This window comes from Streptomyces sp. MUSC 14 (assembly GCF_001866675.1).
GTDB lineage: Bacteria > Actinomycetota > Actinomycetes > Streptomycetales > Streptomycetaceae > Streptomyces.
The window spans coordinates 1-22,451 of record NZ_MLYN01000128.1 but is presented as its reverse complement, the minus strand read 5'-3'; the positions used below and the strand labels follow the sequence as shown (position 1 = coordinate 22,451).

Sequence of the window (22,451 nt, the reverse complement as noted above, 5' to 3'; positions counted from 1 at the left end):
ACCGACCGCGTCGACGCCCTCCGCAAGGCCGCGCAGGCGTAGCTCCGTCGCATGCGCGAAGGGCCTGCCGGCACCGTCGACCGGTGTCCGCAGGCCCTTCGCGAGGGGGAAGCGGGTCCCGGTCCCGGCCGGGGGAAGTCGGGACCGGGACCCGCGATCAGGGGCTGCCGAGCCGGTCGGCAGTGCTGTGCAGACGTGCGGCCCACCGTGGGTCGGCCAGCGCGTCCGCGGCCTCGCGGGGAATGCTCAGGCGGACGTCGCGGCCGTGGTCCTCGTCCGGGGTGGGCGTGATCAGCACCGTCCAGGGGATGGGGTTGGCCGGGAACTCGAACCAGAACGGCCGGCCGGCGCCGAACTCCAGCGCGTACACGGGCAGTCGGCTGGCGTTGTTCAGCGCGACCGTCCCCTCGAACGCGTCCAGCGACATCCGGCTGAGGACCCGTCCGGAGCGTCCCGCGCGCCGCTGCGCCGCCAGGAAGGCCGTCTCCTGACGCACCCGTTCGGGCGTGACACGGTCCAGCGCGGCGCGTACCGCGCCGACGGCATGGGCGAGGGGCTCCTCGCGCAGCTCGCGGGCCCGGAGCACGGCCGTGGTGTTCGACACCGCGTTGCCCCCGTAGCCGTCCGGGAGACGCTCCTTGAGGGCGGTCCGCAGGCCGACCACGACGCCCAGGCGCTCCTCGGCCTCGGGTGCGCGGTCGCGCAGCGCGCCGAACACCCGCCACAGGTGTGCCCCGAGCGCGTCGCCGCTGGAGGCGGGGGGCCGGTCGCGGTCCTGTCCGGCGCGTGCGGTCTCGCGCAGGGCGAGGACCTCCGCGGCGGTGAAGCGGACGGTGATGGTGCGCATCCTGTGCGAGCGGGCGTTGACCTTCCAGATGAACCCGAACTTGCGCCGTCCGGTGACGACCTCGTACTGCGGGTCGTCCGGCTCGGGGGGCACATCGTCGGCCAGGCCGTCCATGAGTGAACGGTCGTACGGCGGTCCGGGGAGGTCATGCCCCGCGTGGGTGCGGGACCAGTGGTGCAGGAAGTCGAGGTAGCCTGCGCCGTCGACGACGCTGTGGTTGATACTGACGCCGAGCACGGAGCCGCCGCCGCGCATGTGCGTGACCCTGACGGTGAGCAGCGGGGTGTCGTGGCCGACGACGCGGAAGGCGTTGACGGAGTGGATGTAGCGGCGCAGGTCCCCCCGGGCGGACCGGTCGGGCCCGTAGTCCGGCATGGCGCTGTCGGAGCGGGTGACCGCGAGGACGGCGCCGGCGTCGTTGCACACCACGCTGAGTCCGCCGTCGTCGTCGCGTACGAGGCGCCCGGTGAGCAGCGGATAGTGCACCAGGGTGCGGCGCAGGGAGTCGGTCAGGGCGTCCGCGTCCAGGGTCTGCCGGTAGAAGAAGGCGCGCGGCGTGGCGAAGGTGCCGTTCATCAGGTCGTGGACGCCGAGCCGGACGCGCTCACCGGACGTACCTCCCCCGCGCAGGACGACGGTGCGCTCGGGTTTGCCCGGCGGGCGGCCGTACTTCATCGCTTGCGGCTCCAGGGATGGACGAATGCCCCACGAAAGCTGGGCTACTTCACAGTGCCGGATCCGGGACGATGAAATCCCCAGTCCCGCAGCCTTTTGGTGGTTCCCTAGAATCGTCCGGTGTGCCTGGCCCGCGGGTGGGCACGCGTGCTGCTCTGGAGTTCCCCCGATCGAATGCGATACGGGCGTGGGGACCCGCTTCGACTGCGAGCCGGCCGTACGTATCGTCCCCACCGGTACACAACAGGAGGCCATCAGCCGTGGGGAACGACAAGACCGAGATCCTCGACCTGGTGCGGGAGTACCACCGTTCCACCGCCTCGTCGGGGTTCGTGCCGGGCAGCACGCCGGTGCTGGCGTCCGGAGCGGTGCTCACCGAGGACGACCGGGTGGCACTGGTGGAGGCGGCGCTCGACATGCGGATCGCCGCCGGTGTCAGCTCGCGCAAGCTGGAACGGGCGCTGGCCAAGTACTTCGGTCTGCGCAAGGCGCATCTCACCAACTCCGGTTCGTCGGCCAATCTGCTGGCGTTGAGCAGCCTGACCTCGCCGCAGCTGGGCGAGGACCGGCTGAAGCCGGGCGACGAGGTGATCACGGTTGCCGCCGGGTTCCCCACGACGGTCAACCCGATCCTGCAGAACGGTCTGGTGCCGGTCTTCGTCGACGTCGAACTGGGCACCTACAACGCGTCGTTGGAGCGGGTGGAACGGGCGATCGGCCCGCGCACCCGGGCGATCATGATGGCGCACGCGCTGGGCAACCCCTTCCAGGTGCGTGAGATCGCCCAACTGGCGCAGGACCGCGATCTGTTCCTCATCGAGGACAACTGCGACGCCCTGGGCAGCACCTACGACGGACAGCTGACCGGAACCTTCGGTGACCTGGCGACCGAGAGCTTCTACCCCGCCCACCACATCACCATGGGCGAGGGCGGCTGTGTGCTGACGGACAACCTGATCCTGGCCCGGATCGTGGAGTCGATGCGCGACTGGGGCCGCGACTGCTGGTGCGAGCCGGGTGAGGACAACCGCTGTTTCAAGCGGTTCGAGCAGCAGATGGGGTCGCTGCCGGAGGGCTACGACCACAAATACATCTTCTCGCACGTGGGTTACAACCTGAAGTCGACGGACGTCTCCGCGGCGCTCGGACTCCAGCAGCTCGGCCGCATCGACGAGTTCGGCAAGAAGCGCCGCCACAACTGGGCCCGGCTGCGGGAGGGTTTGGACGGGCTGCCGCACCTGCTGCTCCCCGAGGCCACCCCGGGCAGTGACCCGAGCTGGTTCGGCTTCGCCATCACGGTGCAGCCGGGCGCGCCGTTCGAGCCCGCCGCGCTCATCGACCACCTGGAGTCCAGCAAGGTCGCCACCCGCCGCTTCTTCGCGGGCAACCTGACCCGTCATCCGGCCTACGAGGGGCGGGAGTTCCGGGTCAGCGGTCCCCTGACCAACAGTGACATCACGACCGAGCGGACGTTCTGGATCGGCGTGTACCCGGGACTGACCGACGAGATGATCGACTACAGCATCGACACGGTCATGGAGTACGTGACCCTGCCGCACTGAGTCCCGCGGGACGCCGACGGGGTGGGTCCCGGCACCGGGCGGTGCCGGGACCCACCCCGTCGCACGTGCTGTCGTACGCTCAGCCGGCCGCGGGCGCCGCCGGGTCCTGCGTGGCCCACGTCTCCAGCAGGTCGGCGGCGCGAGGGGCGCCGCCCGCCGTGCGGATGGCGTCGCGCAGGGCGGCGAGGGCAGCCGGTGTGCCGGGGTCGGCGAGCAGATGCGCCACCGTGCCGGCGAGACGCTCGGCGGTCAGCGCGCTCCGGTCCAGGGCGCGGCCGACCCCGCACTCCTCCAACCGCCGTGCGCTGAGCACAAGTTCATGGGCGGTCGGCAGGGCCACCACGGGGGTGCCGTAGGACAGGGACTCCATCAGGCTGCCCATGCCCGCGTGGCACACGAACACGTCGGCGTGCGGCAGCACGGCGGGGTGCGGCAGCCAGGGGTGCGCTTCGACGTGGGCCGGCAGCGGGCCGAGCTGTGCGGGGTCGCTGCCCCGGCCGAGGGTCATGACGACGTGCCAGTCGGCCGGCGGGAAGGCCTCGGCGCACAGGCGGAAGAAGTCGCCGCGGTCCCCCGCCTCGGTGCCCAGGGAGACCAGGGCGACCCGGCGCCCGTCGCCGGGCGGCGACCAGAGGCCGGGCTCGGGCTCGCCGAACGTGGGGCCCACGAAGGCGAACCGGTCGTCGAAGCTGTCCCCCTCGATCTGGAAGGCGCGCGGCAGGAAGACCAGGTTGCGGGTGTCCCACTCGGCGCCGTAGCGGCCCATCTCGTCCAGTCCGATGCCGTGTTCGCCCATGAAGCCGATGATCACCTGGGCGCCCTCGGCCATCAGCGGGTGCCCGGGGTCCCACATCTGGGCACGCAGCGAGAACTTCTCGTTGGCGGCATGGCTCGGGCAGACCTGTACCGGTACGGCCCCCAGGACCCGCGCGAGCACGCGGGCGGCGGCGACCGTCTCGAAGTCGTAGACCACGACGTCGGGCGGGTCGCCGGCCAGGGCGTCCAGGGCGGTGGGGTAGACGGTGCGCACGGTGTCGACGAGGAGGTCGTAGCCGTCGCGGGCGAGCCGGTCCGGGTTCGGGTCGGCGGCCCGGTAGAAGTCGCCGCGCGCGGAGGTGTAGGTGACGGCGCTCGCGCCGCAGTCCGTCACGACCGGTGCGAAGCGTTCGTCGACGACGTAGGTGACGCGGTGGCCGCGGGCGAGGAGATCGCGGGCCACTCCCAGCGTGGGGGCGATGTGGCCGTAGTCGGCGAACAGGAGCAGCGCGTAGTGGCGCGAGGGGGTGGGCGTGCCGGGCGGCATCGGCTCTCCGAAGGGTCTCTGACGGCCCGGTCAGGGCCGCGGCGGTGGATCAGCGGGCGTCCGCCCTCAGCGCCTCGTAGTGCGCCAGGCAGTCCTCGTAGCGGGCCAGGAGCCCGGTGTCCCGGGCCTCGGCGACGGAGATCGCCTTCAGGTCCTTCTCGGACATCAGGGGCGCCTCCGACAGGCTCCAGGGCAGCGCGAGATCGGGGTCGAAGGGGTCGATGTCCACCTGGGTGCCGGGCACGAACTCGGTGGAGCACAGGTACGACACACAGGTGTCGTCGGTGAGGGCGAGGAAGCCGTGCACCAGGCCCTCGGCGACGAACAGCGTCTCGCCCGTCTCGGCGGTCAGCCAGTTCGCCTCGTGCACTCCCCACGTGGGGGAGCCCACCCGCAGGTCCACGACGATGTCGAGGACGGCGCCGCGCACCACGCACACCACCTTGGCCTGCCCCGGTGGCAGCAGGGTGCCGTGCAGCCCGCGCAGGGTGCTGCGGCGCGACACCGAGTAGTTCACCTGCGCCACGGGCACAGGGCGGCCGATCTCCGCGGCCAGCCTGTCGTGCCGGAACGACTCGTAGAAGCTGCCGCGCTCGTCACGGATCTGGTGCGGCGTGATGTGGTACGCGTCCGGCACGGCCATCTCTCGAACCTTCATGGTGGCCACACCGTAGGGCGTCGGGATCGAGGACCGATCGAGAGCCGTCGGTGGACCGTTCCGGCTCGATGAGGGCCGACGGAGGTCGATGAGGTCTGGAGCGATCCTCGATCGGCGGCTGCTTCAGTGGTGCGGTCAGACCCGCGATCGGGCGGGGCAGCGACGGTGAACGGATGCGCGGTGCGCGGATCCGGGAGGAGAGACGGCATGCCGGAGGTCGGTGCGCTGGGACGGCCGCACGGTGCGGACAGGGGGTCCGGCCGCGTGCTGGTTCTCGGGGCGACCGGATTCGTCGGCCGTCATGTGGGAGCCGCCCTGGAACAGGCCGGCTACGAGGTGCTCGCCGTCGCCCGTCACCCCCGCAAGACACCGGCGTCCTGGCGCTTCCACCCCATGGACCTGGCCGACGCCGAACCGCGAGCCCTGGTCGAACTGATCGACGAGGCGGGTCCGGTGGGCGTCGTGAACGCCGCGGGAGAGGTGTGGTCGCCCACGGCCGACCGGATGCACCGCAGCAACCAGCTGCTCGTGGAACGGCTCCTCACCGCGCTGGCCGCCGCCGGGCCGCGGCCGCGACTGGTGCAGTTGGGCTCGGTGCACGAGTACAGCCCGCAGCCCCGGGGGGTGTGGCTCACGGAGTGCTCGCCGGAGGAGCCTGCCACCGACTACGGGCGGACGAAGCTGCACGGCACGCGTACGGTGCTGCGGGCCGCCGAGTCCGGTACGGCGGACGCGGTGGTGCTGCGGCTGTCGAACGTGATCGGCGCCGGCACCCCCCGGGGCAGCCTGCTCGGCCAGGTGGCCGCGCAGCTGCTGGAGGGCGCCGCCGAGGGGCGGACGGCCGAGGTGCGGGTGTCACCGCTGCGCAGCAGCCGTGACTTCGTCGACGCGCAGGACGTGTCGCGGGCCGTCGTCGCGGCCCTGCGTTCGCCGGGTGCCGGCGGACGCGTGGTCAACATCGCGAGCGGCGTCTCGCAGCCGGTGCGGGACATGGTGGACCTGCTGATGTCGATCAGCGGCCGTCCCGCCCGGCTCGTGGAGCGTCCGGTCGCGCAGTCGCGTGGGACGGACACCGACTGGATGGCCGTGGACGTGTCGGCGGCGCGCACGCTTCTGGACTGGCAGCCGCGGCGCACGCCCCGCGACATGGTGCAGGACCTGTGGCAGGCCGCGGCCGGGCAGCAGGACGGCCCCGCCGCCGGCGGGTGAGCGGGCGGCGGGGCCGCCGTGGGCGGTAGGTCAGCCGGGCAGGAGGTCCAGGTCGGCCGTGCTGACACGGTCGGTCAGCACGTGCTGGCGCAGCCGCTGCAGGCCCGGTGAGGGGTCCAGGCCCAGTTCGTCGCGGAGTTGGGCGCTCAGCCGCCCGTAGACCTCCAGCGCCTCGCTGCGCCGGCCGCACCGCTCCAGGGTGATGATGAGAGCGCCCTGGAACCATTCGTGCAGCGGCCGTGCGCAGGCGATCTCCTTCAGCTCGCCGACGAGTTCACGGTGCCGGTCCAGGCGCAGCCCGGCGATGACGCGCAACTCCTCCGCCTGAAGGTGGAGTTCCTTCAGGCGCAGGGCGTGCCCGTGCACGGCCGGTCCGTGAGTGATGTCGGCGAACGGCGGTCCGTCCCACAGCCCGAGGGCCCGGTCGAGCAGCGCCTCGGCGCCGGCCGGGTCGCCGCCGGCGAGTGCCGTGCGGGCCAGGCGGGTGAGGTGGGCGAACTCCTCCGCGTCGCACTCGCCCGGCCCGACCTGCAGCAGGTAGCCGTGGGCGTGGGTGACGAGCGGGCCGGGCTCACCGGGACCGGGGTCCTCGCCGCCGTGCAGCGCCTTGCGCAGCTGGTACGCGTACGTCTGCACGGTGGCGGTGGCACTGCGCGGCGGGTCCTCCGCCCACAACTCGGTCGTCAGCGCGGACAGCGAGACGACCGAGTTGCGGCGGGCGAGCAGCAGGGCCAGCACCTGGCGGACCTTCGGTGCCGTGGGAGTGACGTCACGGCCGTCGGCCGACACCCGCAGCGCGCCGAGGGTGCGCCAGGTCAGCACGGTGCGGTCCCCGTCGCCTGACCGGGCCGGGTGGCCCGGCCCCACACGTCGGGGTTGTCCCGGTACCAGGCGACCGTCTCGGCGAGACCCTCGGTGAAGTCGACGTGCGGCTTGTAGCCGAGCTCGACGTGGGCCTTGCGCCAGTCCACGGAGTAGCGGCGGTCGTGGCCCTTGCGGTCGGTGACGTACTCCACGCTCTCCCAGCCGGCGCCGCAGGCCTCCAGGAGGAGTTCGGTCAGACCGCGGTTGTCCAGTTCGGTGCCGCCGCCGATGTTGTAGACCTCTCCGGCGCGGCCCCGGGTGCGGACCAGTTCGACGGCGCGGATGTGGTCGTCGACATGCAGCCAGTCGCGCACGTTCAGGCCGTCGCCGTAGAGGGGAACCTTCTGGCCGGCGAGCAGGCGGGTGACGAACAGCGGGATGATCTTCTCGGGGTACTGGTGGTACCCGTAGTTGTTCGAGCAGCGGGTCACGCACACGTCCAGGCCGTGGGAGCGGTGGTAGGACAGCGCGATCAGGTCGCTGGACGCCTTGGAGGCGGCGTACGGCGAGTTGGGGTGCAGCGGCTGTTCCTCGGAGCAGGAGCCCGCCGGGATGGAGCCGTAGACCTCGTCCGTGGAGATGTGCACGAACCGCTCGATTCCCTGGTGCAGGGCGGCGTCCAGCAGGGTCTGGGTGCCCAGGACGTTGGAGCGTACGAACTCGGCGGCGCTGGCCAGGGAACGGTCCACGTGGGACTCCGCGGCGAAGTGCACCACCTGGTCGTGCTCGGCCATCAGCCCGTCGACCAGCTCGCGGTCGCAGATGTCGCCGACGACGAGCCGGTAGCGGTCGGAGTGCGCCACCGGGGCCAGGTTGGCCAGGTTGGCGGCGTAGGTGAAGGCGTCGAGTACGGTGACGGTGACGTCGTCGGGGCCGAGGGCCCCGAGCAGCGTCCGGACGTAGTGGGAGCCGATGAAGCCGGCACCGCCGGTCACCAGGATGCGCGTCTGACTCATCGTGGGTGCGGCGCGTCACCGGGCGTACCGAGCGGGCGCCGTCCTCCTTTCTGACGGTGTGTGCGGTCGAGCCGGGGTTCAGCGGGCCGCGACGAGGCGTTCGAGTTCCGCGACGGTGGCGTGCGGGGTGGGCATGGCGGCGGACTCGTCACGCAGCCGGCCTGCGGCGGCAGCGTGGGAGGGGTCCTCCAGGAGCTGCCGGGTGAGGTCGGTGACCCGGTCGGGGTCGGCGTCGCCGTGGTGCAGGAAGAAGCCGGCGCCGGCGTCCTCCAGGGACCGTCCGCGCAGTTCCTGGTCCGCGACGAGGGTGGACATGGCGAGCTGCGGCACGGCGTTGACCAGGGCGGTGGAGAAGCTGCCCCAGCCGCCGTGGTGGACCACGGCGGAACACGTCGGCAGCAGGGTGCTGAGCGCGACTCCGCTGACGGCCAGGACGTTGGCGGGCAGGTTGTCCAGCTGCTCGGCCTGCTCGGGCATGAGGGCGGCGACGATGTCGGCGTCCAGCCGCGACAGGGCGCGCAGCAGTTCGGCGACATCGACGTAGTCGCCGCCGTAGGCCTCGGTGTTGGTGCGGCCCAGGGTGACGCAGACGCGGGGCCGCTTGGGCTCCTCGCGCAGCCACTGCCACCGCACCGCGGGGCCGTTGTAGGGCACGTACCGCATCGAGACCTGGTGCAGGTCGCTCGGCGGGCGGAGGCTGGGCGGCAGTGTGTCGAGGGTGAACTGCCCGTTCAGCAGCTCCTCGTCGCAGCGTACCCCGTAGGCGCTCCCGCGTTCGTCGATCCAGTCGGCGAGGGGGTCGGCGCGCCGGTCCTCCGGTACGTCCTGGGCGAGTTCGACGAACGTGGCACGGGCCTGGCCGTAGACGTCGGCGGACCACAGCAGGCGCGCGTGCGCGGCGCCGCAGGCGCGTGCGGCGATGCCGCCCGCGTACGCGATCGGGTCGCGTACGACGAGGTCGGGCCGCCAGTCCCGGGCGAGTGCGACGAGGTCGTCGAGGATCGGGGCGTTGTAGCGGGCGAACCCGTAGGGGACGCTGATGGAGTACCGCTCGACCAGGCTCGCGTGGTCGACGTCGCCGTAGCCCAGGCGGCTCCAGTTGGCGACGTCGGCGTCCTGCGAGTCGCGGGCGACGGCCATGTCGCGGTGGACGTCGTCGTGGTCGGTACCGATCGGTGCGGCCACCAGTCCGGCGCCGGTGACGGCCTCGTTGAGCGATGGCGCGTTGGCCATCAGCACCTCGTGTCCGGCGGCCGTCAGGGCCCAGGCCAGCGGCACCATCGTGAAGACGTGTGACTTCTCCGGCAGGCCGGCGAACAGGACGCGCATGGATTCCTCTCCTCAGTCGGTTCCGTGGGGACGGTCCGGGCCGGCGGTCAGGCCGCCGGCTCCCGGTCCTCCGTCACGGTGATGGCGCTCAGCGGGCAGGACTCTGCCGCCTCGCGCACGGCGGGGGCCTGTGCCGCGCCGGGTCGGTCGGCCAGCAGCAGGGCCAGTCCGTCGTCGCCCTGGTCGAAGACCTCGGGGGCGATGAGGGCGCACTGGCCGGCGCCGATGCACCTGTCGTGGTCGATCGCGATGTCCATGCGGGCCTCCTGAGCGCTCGCCGTGCCGGACCGATGGGTTGCCGGGGCGAGCCCATCTTGCGGTGCCGGTGCGGGGATCGGCCGTGCGTGGGCAGCTGTCTGGGGTTTCCTCCAGAGATTCGGCCGGCGTGCGGGCCGCGGGAACCGGTCTGCGCGGGGCGGGGGTTGTGGGTGGGCGCCGGTTCTCGGGTGAATCCCTAGACAGCGCCGCCCTCGCTGGCCCGGTGCGGCGCCGTCGTGTTGGGCTGGCCGGGCGATCGGGCGGCGGCGCCGGTGAAACGGACGGCGCCCGCGGGACCGTCGTACGACATCTGCGAAAGGGGAATCCGGGTGGCGCAGCAAGGCACCTCGGACGTGCTCGACCCGACGCCCGGGGCCGGCGTCCGGCTCGAACGCCCGCCGACCGTCGAGCCCGACGGCGGCGTCGCGCTGCTGGCCTGGGCGGCGCGGATGCGCGCGGAGCAGCCCGTGTGGCGGGACGGCAACGGCAACGTGCACGTCTTCCGCCACGCCGACGTGCAGCAAATCCTCGCCGATCCGGCGACGTTCTCCTCGGACACGGTGGGCCGGCTGTCGGGCGGTGAGAAGCAGGCCCCGCGGGGCACGCTGCTGCTCCTGGACCCGCCGCTGCACGGCAAGATGCGCCGTCTGGTCAGCCGGGCGTTCACCCCGGGGCTGATCGCCGGTCTTGAGCCGTGGATCACCGAGCTGACCGGGCAGTTGCTGGACGCCGCCCCCGAGGACGCCTTCGACCTCGTGGACGCCCTGGCCAACCCGCTGCCGGTGACGGTCATCGCGCGCATGCTGGGCGTGCCCACCGGGGACCGCGACCGGTTCCAGGGCTGGGCGGACCAGTTGCTGTCGACCGACCCGGACGACCCCGAGAGCGTACGGCGGATGGAGGAGACCGCGGTCACCATCTCCGCGTACCTCCAGGGCTTCATCGAGGCCCGCCGCTCGGAGCCGAGCGGCGACCTGCTGGGCACCCTGGTCGGCGCCGAACTCGACGGCGAGCGGCTGGACGACGAGGACATCGCGAGTTTCGCGACGCTGCTGCTGCTCGCCGGGCACATCACCACCTCGGTGCTCGTGGGCAACGCGCTGCTGTGCCTGGACCGCGATCCGCAGCTGCTGGAGCGGGTGCGCGCGGACCGTTCGCTGGTCCCGGCGGTCCTGGAGGAGACACTGCGCCTGCGCCCGCCGTTCACCCGGATCGAGCGGGTCACGACGGCCGCCACCGTCGTCGCCGGCACGGACGTCGGCCCCGACACCCTCGTGCATCTGTGGCTGCTGTCGGCCAACCGGGACGAGGAGGTCTTCGAGGACGCGGACGCGTTCCGCCCGGATCGGGCCAACGCCCGGCAGGCGGCGTTCGGGCACGGCATCCACTACTGCATCGGGGCGCCGCTGGCCCGGCTCGAAGGCCGGATCGCGCTCGACGCCCTGCTGGACCGGTACAGCGGCCTCGCCGTCGACCCGGCGGCGCGGCTCAGCTGGCACGGCACCAACGTCTTCGGCGCCCGGCATCTGCCCCTGCGCGTGCAGCGCGCGTGAGGCCGGTTCGCCCCATGCCTCTCCCCCATCCCCTCAGCCTCGGCCCCTCTCGCGACGGAGCGACCCCATGAAGACCAGGCCCGGCCCGCCCGTGATCCCCTCGGAGCGGGGAAAGTGCCCGTTCGACCCGCCCACCGAGTACGCCCGGCTGCGTGCCGAGCAGCCGGTCAGCCCCGTCACCTTCCAGGTGGCGCCGAAGGACACGTCGGGCTGGCTGGTGACCCGTCACGACCTGGTCCGGCAGATCCTCGCCGACGATCGCTTCAGCCACCGCAACGAGTTGCTGGCGCACGTGGTCGCGCCGCCGTTCCCGATGACCGAGTACGCGCCGCAGCCCTCGCCGCCCGGGTCGTTCGCGAAGATGGACGCCCCTGAGCACACCAAGTACCGGCGGCTGCTGGCGGGCCACTTCACGCTGCGGCGCATCCAGCAGTACGAGCCGCAGCTGACGCGCATCGTGGACGGGGCGCTGGCGGAGATGGCCGCGAAGGGCTCGCCCGCGGACCTGGTCACCGACTTCGCCGAGAAGGTCAGCCTGCGCTCCGTGTGCTCGCTGATGGACGTCTCGCCGGAGCTGATGGACGGCATCCAGGAGCACTTCTCGGCGCTGATGACGCTCACGTACACGCTGGAGGAGTTCATCCACCACGTGGAGTCGATGGACGGGCTCATCCGTCCGATGGTGCGCGAGCGGATGGCGGAGCAGGGCGAGGACTTCTTCGGCCGGCTGGCGGCGACCGGCGAGCTGAGCGAGGACGAGCTGGTCAACCTCGCCGTCCTCACCCTGGGCGGCTCGCTCGACACCACGCCGAACATGCTGGCCCTGAGCACCTTCGCGCTGCTGGAGCACCCGGACCAGCTGGCCCTGCTGCGCGAGCGGCCGGAGCTGTACGAGGCCGGGGCGGTGGACGAGCTGCTGCGCTATCTGACGATCTCTCAGATGGGCTCCAGCCGCTGCGCGTTGGAGGACGTCGAGATCGGCGGCACCACGATCAAGGCCGGCCAGACGGTGGTGCTGTCGCTGCCCGCCGCCAACCGCGACCCCGAGGTCTTCAGCGACCCCGACCGGCTCGACGTCACCCGGGTCCCGCGCAGGCACCTCGCGCTCGGCTTCGGCGCGCACCAGTGTCTGGGCCAGCATCTCGCCCGGGCCAGCATGCGGATCGGACTGCGCAGCCTGTTCGAGCGCTTCCCCTCGCTGCGGCTGGCGGCGCCGGCCGGGGAGGTGCCGTTGCGGGACCGTGCGGTGCACTACGGCGTGGACCAGCTGCTCGTGGCCTGGGACTGACGGTCATGGCACGAAAGGGCTCCGCGCGGCGTGGGGCGAAGCAGGACCTGCCCGCGTTCCGCACGACCGTCGACAGCCGGGTGGAGCGGGTGCACACCGTACGCGCCGGAACGGCCGACGGCGCCCGGATCCGGCTGACCGGCTACGACCTGCTGACCGGGCCGTGGTACACCCCGCTGACGTTCTTCTACCGCGACACCCTCGACGGCGCGGCGCTGCGCGACTCGCTGGCGCGCACGCTGCGCCGCCACCCCCTGCTGGCCGGACGCCTTGAGCGGGACGCGGACGGCGGACTGAGCGTGCTGTGCAACGACGCGGGTGTCCGGTTCACCGAGGCGTCCTGCCCCGACCCGATGCGTGAGTACGGCCATGGCCTGCGCGCCGAGCCGGTCATCGGGGAACTGCTGCGCGAGGTGAGCGCGTTTCGCGTGGTGGGCCGGGACACTCCGCTGCTGAAGATCCGGCTGACGCAGATGCGGGGCGGCGGCTCGATCCTCGGCGTGCTCATCAACCACAGCCTCGCGGACGGCGGCAGCACCGTCGCCTTCCTGGAGAGCTGGTCGCGCGAGCACCTCGGGCTGCCGTGGGAGGAGCCCAGCCACGACCGTGGGGTGCTGGACGCGCTGGGCCGGCTGTCCGCGGACCCCGCCACGCGCGCAGGGCGGGCGTTCGTGGCCGTGGGCCGGGTGCGGCACCTGGCGACCACGCTGCGCGTCGGGGTCAACAGACTCGCCACCGTCACCACCCGGTTCGGCGCGGCGGAACTGGCCGCGCTCAAGGCCGAGGCCCAGCGGACCCTGCCCGACGCCGACGCGTGGGTGTCGACGAACGACGCGCTCACCGCCCACCTGTGGCAGGTGCTGGGCCGGCTGCGGGACCGGCCGGCCGACGCCGCGGAGTGGCTCGGGCTGATCGTCGGCGCGCAGAGCCGGCTGGGCGACGCGCTGCCGGCGTCGTACTGGGGCAACTGCGTCAGCAACAGCTGGACCTCGCTCACCGCCGCCCGGTTGCGCGAGCTGCCGCTCGGGGCCGTGGCGCGGGACGTCCGGCGCTGTCTGGACAGCAACACCGAGGACAAGATCCGCGACGAGATCGCCTTCCTCGGCTCCTACCGGGGCAAGGGTGTGTCCCGGCACGTGATGTCGGTGCGGGCCCCCGACGTGTCGACGACGTCCCTGTCGGTCAACAACTGGTCGCAGTTCCCGCTGTACCGGATCGACCTGGGCGCGGGACGCCCCTTCTGGTACGAGTTCCCCGACCTGCCGGTGCCGACGGTGCACATCGCGCCCACGCCGGAGGAGGACGGGGGCCGGGACGTGTATCTGTGCCTGCCCGAGTCCGACGCCGCTCTCGCGCACACCCCGCCGTGGCGGGAACGGCTGCACGCCCGCGGCGCGGCGCCCGTCGGTTCGTGACGCCTGCCGGCCGGACGGCGACGGGGGCGGGATCAGGGCGCGGGCCGCGGGAAAAGCGCGATCATGTGCCTCTCCCCACCTGGTATGGGCCAAAATGGCCCATGGGGGGAGTGATGCCGGGTCGGCGTGGCCGGCCCGTGCGGTCGATCCCCTGGGGGCGGACACAGGTCCCGGGCGCCACCGGCGTTCCGGGAGGGAGGTACAGGGCGATGATCACTGCGCATGGGGACAGCTCCCGGGAACGGCAGCCGGACGGACCGGACCCGGAGCCGGTGGAGCGCGAGCGTGAACTGGCCCTCCTCGGCGAGCTCACGCGCCGGACCGCGGCCGGGGCACCCGGTCTCGTCATGCTCGAAGGCCCTGACGGAATCGGCAAGTCGAGCCTGTTGCAGGCCCTGATCGCCGAGGCGCGGGCCCACGGCCTGCGCGTGGTCCACACCCGCGCCGGCCGGCAGGACCACCGGCTGCCGCTGGGCACCATCCGCGACCTGCTGGCCGGCCTCGACGTCGAGAGCATGCCGCCGATCACCTGGCCCGGGCCACCGCGCCCCGCCGCCCCGGACGCGCAGGTACCAGGACCTGCCGACGCCGACGGGGCCGGCGTGCCCTTCGACGTGCTCGGCGAACTGCAGGAGGTCGTCCGGTCGGCCGCGGAGAACGGCCCGTTGGCGATCGTCGTCGACGACGCGGAGGAGGCCGACGCCGCGTCGCTGCGCTTCCTCGCGCACGGCGCGCGCCGCATGGCGGGACTGCCCGTCCTGATGGCGCTGACCCGCCGCAGCGGTACACACGTACCGGCGCTCAACGAGGTGGCCGCCCTCCCCCTGTGCCGGGTGCTGCGGCCACGGCCGCTGACCGGTGCGGGGATCGGTCTGCTGGCGCGACGGCTGCTCGGCACGGAGACCGACGCGGCCTTCCAGGCGTCCTGCCTCGCGGCCACGAACGGCAACCCGCTGATGGTGACCCGGCTCCTGACGTCGCTGCGCGATGAGCAACTCCCGCTCACCGCCGACCGCTTCACGTCCGTGTGCGAACAGGACATCCCGGCGTTCCGGGTGCGCGCGGCGCGCCTGCTGCACCGGCACCCGGAGGCCACCGTCCGGGCGGCCCGCGCCCTGGCCGTGCTCGGGGACGAGGTCTCCCCGGAGACCGGTGCACGCCTGGCCCTGCTGGACAGCGCCGTCTTCGCCCGCTCCCTGCTGGCCCTCGTCTTCATCGGTCTGGTCACCTCCAACGCCGACGGCACCTGGTCCTTCGCCCACACCCTGCTGCGCAACGTCGTCCTGGGCGAGATGTCCGAGGAGGAGCGCGACATCGCACACGGCCGGGCGGCCCGGCTGCTGCACGACGCCGGGGCCAGCCCCGAGGAGGTGGCCGAGCACCTGCGCCAGGCGCCGTCCACGACGCACCAGTCCTGGGCCCGCACGGTGCTGCGGGAGGCCGCCCGTGAAGCCATGCTGCGCGCCTCCCCGATGCGCGCGATGCAACTGCTGCGCCCGTGCGTGCCCGAGGGCACCGAGGAGGACTGCGAACCGAGCCTGCTCGTCGAACTCGGCGTGGCGGAGAGCCGGATCGATCCCGAGGCCAGCGTCCGCCACCTGAGCACGGCGCTGGAGCGGGCGACCGGGCGGGAGTTGCGGCTGCAGGCCCTCAGGTCGCTCGCCGAGGCGCTCACCCGGCAGGGACAGGTGGCCCGGGCCGTCGGTCTCCTGAGCCGCTACCGCGCCGAGACGGCCGTACCGCTGTCCGGCACGGCCGATCCCCAACTCCTGGAAGCGCGGCTGCTGATGGCGGCCACCGGCAACCGGGCCGCCTTCACCGAGCTGCTGGAGGCCGTCTCCTTCGACCTCGCCCTGCCCGGCGACACTCCCGAGGAACGCGCGTTGCTCGCGGCCCGTGCCGCCGTCTCGGTGACCCGCCTGGACCGGGTCGCCGAGGCGGTCGCCGCGGCCCGCGCCGTCATCAGCCGCGGCACGGCGACCAACGACGCCCCGCTCTTCCTCGCCACGGCCGCCTCGGTCCTGCTCTACGCCGACCTGCCGCACGAGGCCGAACGCAGCTACCACCGGCTCCTCGAAGGCACCGACGCGCTGCTCGACCAGACCTATCCCAGCCTGCTCGCCCTCAGCGCGGAAGCGCACCAGCGGCTGGGCTCGCTCGACCCGGCGCTGCGCGCCACCGCGACCGCCCTCAAGGACGTGACGGTCTCGCGTGCCAGCCGGTACGAGGCGCTGCCGCTCGCCGTACGGCTGCACGCCCTGCTCGACCGGGGCGACCTGGCTCAGGCCATCCTCCTGGAGAAGGAGATACCCGACCCCGTTCCGGACGACTCCTGGCAGTGGAACGAGGTGCTGTGCGCCCGCGGCCGGCTGCATCTGGACACGAAGGACCACGAGCGGGCGCTGGCAGTTCTCAAGGAGTGCGCGCGCCGGCAGGCGGAATGGCAGCGCATCAGTCCGGCCGTCTCGCCCTGGTGGTACTGGGCCGGGCACGCCCATCTCGCCCTGGGCGACCGCGGCGCGGCCGCCGCGCTGGCCGAGGAGGCCGTGACCGGTGCCCGGTCCGCGGGCCTGCCGTGCGCCCTGGGGTCAGGACTCGAACTGTGGGCGGCGGCGAGCGACGGCGAACGGCCGCTCCTGCTGGAGGAGGCCGAGCAGGTGCTGATGGGCACCCGGGCCGCCCTGGTACGCGCCCGCGTGCGGGTCGCCCGGGGCAAGGCACTCCAGCGCCTCGGATACACGAAGGACGCCCGCGCGGTGCTGCGGCAGGGCTGGGAGGAGGCGTACGACGTCGGGTCCCGCTCCCTCTACACCGTCGCCCACCGGGCACTGCTCGCCACCGGCGCGCGGCCGCGCCGCCCCGTTTCCCGCGGCTTGGGAGCGCTCACACAGAGCGAGTCCCAGGTGGCCCGCCTCGCGGCGTCCGGCCGGTCGAACGCGTGGATCGCCGAGTCCCTCTACGTGACACAGCGGACGGTGGAGGTTCATCTGACCTCGGTGTATCGCAAGCTCGGCCTGTCGGGGCGGCGGCAGCTGCGGGACGTACTGGAGTCGGAGAACATCGACAACTCCGAGCACGAGCAGTGACGGTCCACGCGGAGACGCTCCGAGCGCGATCGGTAATCCTACCGGAATGCCGCCAGTTTCCGTTCCGCTTGACACAGCCATTTGACCTTCATTCAGGAATCATTAAGCATTCCCCCCGCGATTCCATTCCCCCGACACCCAGGGCGCCTTCCGGCGTTCACGAGCGCCGCCCCGTCCTCGCCGTCACAGCCGAACAAGCCCTGGCCAGGGACCCGACGAGCGGACTCGGCCGAGCCTTGTGCAATTTGGCGCACAAGCCCGATCCTATTGCGGACTTTACGAGCCCTCTTGCTGGTGCACCCCTGGCTGTGATCTGCTGATACTCGGATGTCAAGCGGCTGTGAGTGAACCTTCAGGACTCCTTCTGTATGAGCGATGCCATGAACTCTCCACGCGCTGTCCCGCGGAGACGCGCCGCCACCCGCGCCGCGTCCCGGCCTCCTGAACCGGGGGATTGTGCCGGCCCGGGGCACCGGCCGATCCGCCGGTCCCGGGCAGCACAGCGACCGCAGAGTTCCGCCGACAAGGTCGGCATCCCGCGTACGAGGGAGTACCAGCACGGTGTTACTAGAACGCGAGTCCGCCCTTGCGCAAGCCACCGCCGCCCTGCGCCGCGCCGAGGCCGGGGAGGGCTCACTTCTCGTCGTCCGGGGGCCGCTGGGCGTGGGCCGCTCGACGTTCCTGGAGTCCTTGGCGGCCCTCAGCCGTGACCACGGGTTCGTCCTCCTCAGGGCCCAGGCGTCCGCCGCCGAGGAGCCGTTCCAGTTCGGCGTGGTCGGGCAGTTACTGGACTCGCTGCGCGGGGTCGTCCCGCCCGACGACATGGCCCGCTGGCTGCGGCGGGCGGACGCCTCACTGCCCGGGGGCACTTCGCGCACGGCCCCCGCGGACGGCACGCCCGCGGCGACCCCCGCGTGGTCCGCGCTCAGCCGGCAGCAGGCTCCCCGCTGGCTGACGGTGCTGCTGGGCTGCATACAGGACGACCGTCCGGTGGTGCTCCTGGTGGACGACCTGCAGTGGGCGGACACCGGGTCCCTGCACGCGCTCGCCGTGTCGCTGGCACGGCGCGCGCGTCGGCGGATCCTCTTCGTGTTCTCCGTGCTGCCCGGTGATGTACGCGGCACCCGACAGCACGTCCGTGACCTGCTCGCCCCCCAGGACTACCGGGCCGAACCCCGGTGCCCGGACAGCCCGTTCCGGTCCGACGACCCGGTGTCCGACCAGACGCTGGAACTCTCACCGCTCGGCCTCAACAGCGTGCGTCTGCTGGTGGAGAAGTCCCTCGGTGGTGCGACGGACCCGGTGTTCGTGGACACCGTCGCGACGCGCTCCGGCGGCAACCCGCTGCTGCTGCGGACGGTGCTGGACGAGGCCCAGTATCTGAGACTGCGTCCGACGGCGACGGACGCCGTCGTCGTGGCCACCCTGCGCCCCGAGCGGGTACGCCAGCGTCTCGACGCGTTCCTGCGGTCGCAGCCCGACCAGGTGCGGCGGGTCGCCTACGCACTCACCCTGCTCGGCCCGGCGGCGGACGAGCAGTTCGTGGCCCGGCTCGCCGAACTCGACGACGCGGGGCGGGAACAGGCCGTCGAAGTGCTGCGCCTCGCCGGACTCGTGGACCGGCGCTCGTACCGGCTCACCTCGGGCACGGTGCTGCGGGACCTGCTGGAAGAGAACATGCCCGCCCAGGAGCGCACCGTGATGCGCGGGGTGACGGCCGAACTGCTGCACCGCACCGGCCACCCGGCCGAACTCGCCGCGGAGCAGCTGATGGCGGTGATCACGCTGCGCGGCCCGAAGGCGGTCCAGATCCTGCGCACCGCCGCGGCCAGTGCGCAGCGCCGCGGCTCGCCCCGGGACGCGGCACGCTATCTGCGCCCCGCCCTCCTCGACTCGTCCCTCTCGGGACACAACAGGGCGCGGCTGCTCGTCGATCTCGCCACCTCGGAGCGCAGTTTCGCGACAGCCGCCTCGCTCCGGCACGTGGTGGAGGCCGTGCCGCTGCTCACCACGGTGCGGGAACGGGCCGACGCGATGCTGCGGCTGGGACCGCTCCAGATGGACCCGCCCGCCTTCCGCATCGATGCCATCCGGGCCTCCATCGCCGACGAGCTGCGCCGCTCGGAGACCGGGGACACGACAGAACGCGAGCTGGCACTGCGCCTGGAGGCACGCGAGCACGTCCTGTCGGCGCAGGATCCCGCACACATCCAGCGGGCCCTACGACGCCTGCGCGACCTCGGCCCCTCCCCCCGGCTGGCCACCCCGGGCGAACGGGAGTTGGTCACGTCGCTGATGCACATCGCGTTCGTGGCGGGTGCCGTGCCCGCGGAGCGCCTGGCGAGCCTGTGCACCCGCATTCTGGAGCAGGAGCGGCCCGTCCCCGACCATGTCCACAGCACGGTGCCGCTGGCCGTGAACATCCTCGCCGGCGCGGAGCACACCGAGGGCGCGGCCAACTGGCTGCGTGAGGCGCACCGGCTCGCCCAGCGCCGCGGCGGTGACGTGGAACAGGCCGTCATCCGCTGCGAACAGGCTCTGGTCGCGCTCGCCGAGGGACACCGGACCTACGCCCGGGACAAGGTCGTCCAGGCGGACGCCCTCGCGGGCCCGGAGGCCAGCGGTCTGCCCACCGTCTGCGCGGCGGTCCTCTCGATCGTCGCGATGAACACCGACGAGCCCGAGCTCGCGGAACAACTCCTCACCCAGCACCGGCTGCACACCGAGAACCAGCACCTGGCCGCGCTTCTGCACGTGGCGCGGGGCTCGCTCGCGGCCCGGCGCGACGAACCCCGCACGGCGCTGGACCACTACCGGACGGCGGGCCGGCGCACCGAGCAGATCGGCTGGCTGAACCCGGTCGTCCTGCCATGGTCGTCGTGCGCCGCCCTCATGCACCACCGCCTGGGCGAGCACGAAGAAGCCATCGCCGCAGCGCAGTCGGAGCTCGACAGGTCCCGGGCCTGGGGGGCGCCAACCGCGCTGGGACGCGGCCTGATCGTCCTCGGCCGGGTCACCTCCGGACGCAAGGGCCCCGAGTTGCTCGAAGAGGCCGTCACGGTCCTGGAGAAGAGCGGCAACGTATACGAACTGTGCCGGGCCTTGTACGCCCTGGGAACTCATCGCGAAACCCACCGCAACCGGAGATCGGAAACCCTCAAACGGGCACACCGACTGGCAAACGAACATGACGCCCCCGCGTTGGCGAGGAAAATCGGCAGCAAACTGACCGAGAGAACAAGGGAACCGGAAGCCCGCGGCAACAGGCTGACGCCCTCAGAACGCAAAGTCGCACGCCTCGCGGCGGCAGGACTTAGCAACTCGGACATCGCAAGTCAACTCGGCACGTCGTCGCGAATGGTGGAGAAACATCTTACGAACTCCTATCGGAAACTTGGCATCTCCGGGCGTCCCGGGCTGGCCGGAGCGCTCACGGGGGATGACGCCGAGCAGTGAACCCTTCCCCGAGCGCCAACTGGACAGTAACCGGGCGGCAACCGGGCACCGCTCCGCCAGAAACGGTCACACGCCCGCCCCGATAGTCTTTCCCGCGCACCGCCGGCGACGACCCCGGCCACGACACACACCGGACTACGCAACGAAACCAATTGGTCACTTGAGGTGACTCTTGGCCGTTCAGGGGGCTGCGTCTCGGCTGTCACCGGCGCCACGGGGTCCGCGTGACCGCACCACCGAACCACCGAACCACAGTGTTTTGGAGCCACGCAAAAGTTTGCTTGACCCGTCTGTAGGCATATTCCTAGGCTCGATCACAGTTGATCAGATGCGCGCAGGAACGGGGGACCGGCCGATCTCGGAACCGGAAGAAGCAGTATCGCGTCCGATCAAATATGCCTTCGGGTAACAGATTCCCCACATCTGAATGCAGAAAGACGGTGCGTCGCAGTGACCACGCGAATAACAGGGCCCTGGCACAACAGGGACAGGGCGGCGGCCCCGCGCACTCCTTCGGAGTTTCACCGAACTCAGCCCGATCACCGACATCGCACGGAGAGCAGCCGTCGCTTCTACACGGCACACATCGACACCGACATGCACATCGTGGCGGCGGAGCATGATTTCTCCCGCCAGTTCGGCAGAACGTCCGCCGACATCTGCGGACGGAGCCTCTACGATCTTCTGCACCCCAGCTCGCCCTCTGTACTCAACCGGCACTTCAACCGGTTGTCGGAAGGACGCTGCAACCGCTTCGCCGAGCGCATGGTCGGCCTGGGCGACGAGGGGCGGGCCTTTTCCGGAGAACTGACGGGCATCGCCGTACAGAACACCACCGGACTGCTGGCCGGGATCGTCGTACAGGTCAGGCCGGACGCCCACGCACCCGACACGGACTCCGAGGAGGGAGTCCTCAACCCCGGCGAGCGGCTTCTCAGCAAGCTCGACGCACAGGTCCTGGAGGGCGTCGCCAGCGGCGCCTCCACGGTCCAGCTCGCCGCTCGTCTCTACCTCAGCCGGCAGGGCGTCGAATACCACGTCGGCCTCATGCTGCGGAAGTTGAAGGCACCGAACCGCGCCGCCCTCGTGGCGCGTGCCCACTCCATGGGCATGCTGACCGTCGGCCAGTGGCCCCCGCGGGTACTGCCGGACTTCATCAAGTAGCGACACCTTCGCCACCGGCCTGACGCCTGGCGCACCAGTCCCGCTGTGCGTCGATCCGGGCCACCCCCAACAGCTGTGTCGGCGGCCGCACCGTCTCGGACGGTGCGGCCGCCGACGCGTGCCCGGCGCCGACGCGCCGACGGGACAGGGACGTTGCCGAAGACCGGAACGGTGTCCGGCCTCCGGCGGCACTTCCCCGCGGCTACTGCTCCAGCTCGCGGCTGATGAGGTCGAACAGCTCCTCGTCGCTCGCGCCGTCCAACTGCTCGCCGAGGGACGGGCCGTCCCCGTCGGATCCGGCACCGACGAGCTCGATCTCGCTCAGGAGCGTCCTGAGCCGGGCGCCGAGGAGCGCGCGGGCGTCGTCGTCCGGATCCGCCTTCATGATGCGGGCGATACCCGTCTCCAGATCCGCCAGCATGGTCGCCACGGTCTCGTTCTTCCCGGACAGTTCGGCGTCCAGATGCCGGGCCAGGGCGGCCGGCGTGGGGTGGTCGAACACCAGGGTCGCGGGCAGTGCGAGACCCGTGTCCGCGATCAACGTGTTGCGCAGCTCCACGGCGGTCAGCGAGTCGAACCCCATGTCACGGAAGGCCCGTTCGGCGGCGAGCGCGGTCGTGTCGCCGTGCCCCAGCGCCTTGCCCGCAGCACGCCGTACGTGTTCCAGGAGGGTGTCGGCCCGCCCCTGGGGCGGCAGCGCGGCGATGCGCTCGACCAGGGCGGGCCGCCCCGCGCCGGCACCGGTGGCATCGTACGGCGCCTCAAGCGCGGTCATGGCCGCGGCGGCCGCCTGGGGCAGGTCGGCGAGGAGGGGGCTGGGACGACGAC

General features: G+C 72.2%; 16 protein-coding genes. 8 read left to right on the top strand and 8 right to left on the bottom strand.

All coding sequences use genetic code 11. The annotated features are described in order from the left end of the window. Positions 1-157 precede the first annotated feature (157 nt). Positions 158-1,522, bottom strand: coding sequence for an acyltransferase (locus BIV25_RS45895; protein ID WP_071378551.1), 1,365 nt, complete (start codon positions 1,520-1,522; stop codon positions 158-160). Positions 1,523-1,782: 260 nt separating this feature from the next. On the opposite strand from BIV25_RS45895, the gene rfbH reads away from it, so the two are divergent. Then, the gene (rfbH, locus tag BIV25_RS45890) at positions 1,783-3,084 is read left to right on the top strand and encodes a lipopolysaccharide biosynthesis protein RfbH (RefSeq protein WP_071378550.1); all 1,302 of its coding nucleotides are present in this window, start codon (positions 1,783-1,785) and stop codon (positions 3,082-3,084) included. Positions 3,085-3,163: 79 nt separating this feature from the next. On the opposite strand, the gene BIV25_RS45885 is transcribed toward rfbH, so the two are convergent. Together BIV25_RS45885 and BIV25_RS45880 are read right to left on the bottom strand one after the other, a co-directional pair. Next, complete coding sequence (locus tag BIV25_RS45885; RefSeq protein WP_071378549.1) at positions 3,164-4,387, bottom strand: macrolide family glycosyltransferase; 1,224 nt, start codon at positions 4,385-4,387, stop codon at positions 3,164-3,166. A 49-nt stretch (positions 4,388-4,436) separates the two neighbouring features. Next, the gene (locus tag BIV25_RS45880; RefSeq protein ID WP_071378554.1) at positions 4,437-5,045 is read right to left on the bottom strand and encodes a dTDP-4-dehydrorhamnose 3,5-epimerase family protein; all 609 of its coding nucleotides are present in this window, start codon (positions 5,043-5,045) and stop codon (positions 4,437-4,439) included. Positions 5,046-5,252: 207 nt separating this feature from the next. On the opposite strand from BIV25_RS45880, the gene BIV25_RS45875 reads away from it, so the two are divergent. Further along, positions 5,253-6,254, top strand: a complete 1,002-nt coding sequence (locus BIV25_RS45875) for an NAD(P)-dependent oxidoreductase (RefSeq protein WP_071378548.1) — start codon at positions 5,253-5,255, stop codon at positions 6,252-6,254. Positions 6,255-6,284: 30 nt separating this feature from the next. Here BIV25_RS45875 and BIV25_RS51940 read toward each other — a convergent pair whose 3' ends face one another. The 4 genes from BIV25_RS51940 to BIV25_RS45855 form a co-directional block, all read right to left on the bottom strand. After that, positions 6,285-7,076, bottom strand: coding sequence for an AfsR/SARP family transcriptional regulator (locus tag BIV25_RS51940; protein WP_071378553.1), 792 nt, complete (start codon positions 7,074-7,076; stop codon positions 6,285-6,287). Then, complete coding sequence (gene rfbB, locus BIV25_RS45865; RefSeq protein ID WP_071378547.1) at positions 7,070-8,074, bottom strand: dTDP-glucose 4,6-dehydratase; 1,005 nt, start codon at positions 8,072-8,074, stop codon at positions 7,070-7,072. The genes BIV25_RS51940 and rfbB overlap by 7 nt, the downstream gene beginning before the upstream one ends. A 78-nt stretch (positions 8,075-8,152) precedes the next feature. Continuing rightward, positions 8,153-9,403 (bottom strand): activator-dependent family glycosyltransferase, encoded by a 1,251-nt coding sequence (locus BIV25_RS45860; RefSeq protein WP_071378546.1) that lies wholly within the window; start codon positions 9,401-9,403, stop codon positions 8,153-8,155. Positions 9,404-9,450: 47 nt separating this feature from the next. After that, on the bottom strand, positions 9,451-9,660 hold the full coding sequence (locus BIV25_RS45855; protein WP_071378545.1) for a ferredoxin: 210 nt from the start codon (positions 9,658-9,660) through the stop codon (positions 9,451-9,453). 330 nt (positions 9,661-9,990) lie between these two features. Here BIV25_RS45855 and BIV25_RS45850 point away from each other — a divergent pair, with 330 nt between their 5' ends. From BIV25_RS45850 to BIV25_RS45825, 6 genes are all read left to right on the top strand, one after another. Continuing rightward, positions 9,991-11,214: a cytochrome P450 gene (locus BIV25_RS45850; RefSeq protein WP_256257227.1), complete on the top strand. Its 1,224-nt coding sequence runs from the start codon at positions 9,991-9,993 to the stop codon at positions 11,212-11,214. A gap of 67 nt (positions 11,215-11,281) precedes the next feature. Continuing rightward, positions 11,282-12,502, top strand: coding sequence for a cytochrome P450 (locus BIV25_RS45845; protein WP_071378544.1), 1,221 nt, complete (start codon positions 11,282-11,284; stop codon positions 12,500-12,502). A gap of 5 nt (positions 12,503-12,507) precedes the next feature. Further along, complete coding sequence (locus tag BIV25_RS45840) at positions 12,508-13,917, top strand: acyltransferase (RefSeq protein WP_071378543.1); 1,410 nt, start codon at positions 12,508-12,510, stop codon at positions 13,915-13,917. Between the two features lie 209 nt (positions 13,918-14,126). Then, positions 14,127-17,003, top strand: coding sequence for a helix-turn-helix transcriptional regulator (locus BIV25_RS45835; RefSeq protein WP_071378542.1), 2,877 nt, complete (start codon positions 14,127-14,129; stop codon positions 17,001-17,003). Between the two features lie 561 nt (positions 17,004-17,564). Beyond that, positions 17,565-20,459: an AAA family ATPase gene (locus BIV25_RS45830; protein WP_143076848.1), complete on the top strand. Its 2,895-nt coding sequence runs from the start codon at positions 17,565-17,567 to the stop codon at positions 20,457-20,459. 450 nt (positions 20,460-20,909) lie between these two features. After that, positions 20,910-21,623, top strand: a complete 714-nt coding sequence (locus tag BIV25_RS45825) for a LuxR C-terminal-related transcriptional regulator (RefSeq protein ID WP_256257226.1) — start codon at positions 20,910-20,912, stop codon at positions 21,621-21,623. Positions 21,624-21,825: 202 nt separating this feature from the next. On the opposite strand, the gene BIV25_RS45820 is transcribed toward BIV25_RS45825, so the two are convergent. After that, positions 21,826-22,451 (bottom strand): phosphopantetheine-binding protein (locus BIV25_RS45820; protein WP_256257225.1); only part of this gene is annotated, 626 nt, incomplete at its 5' end.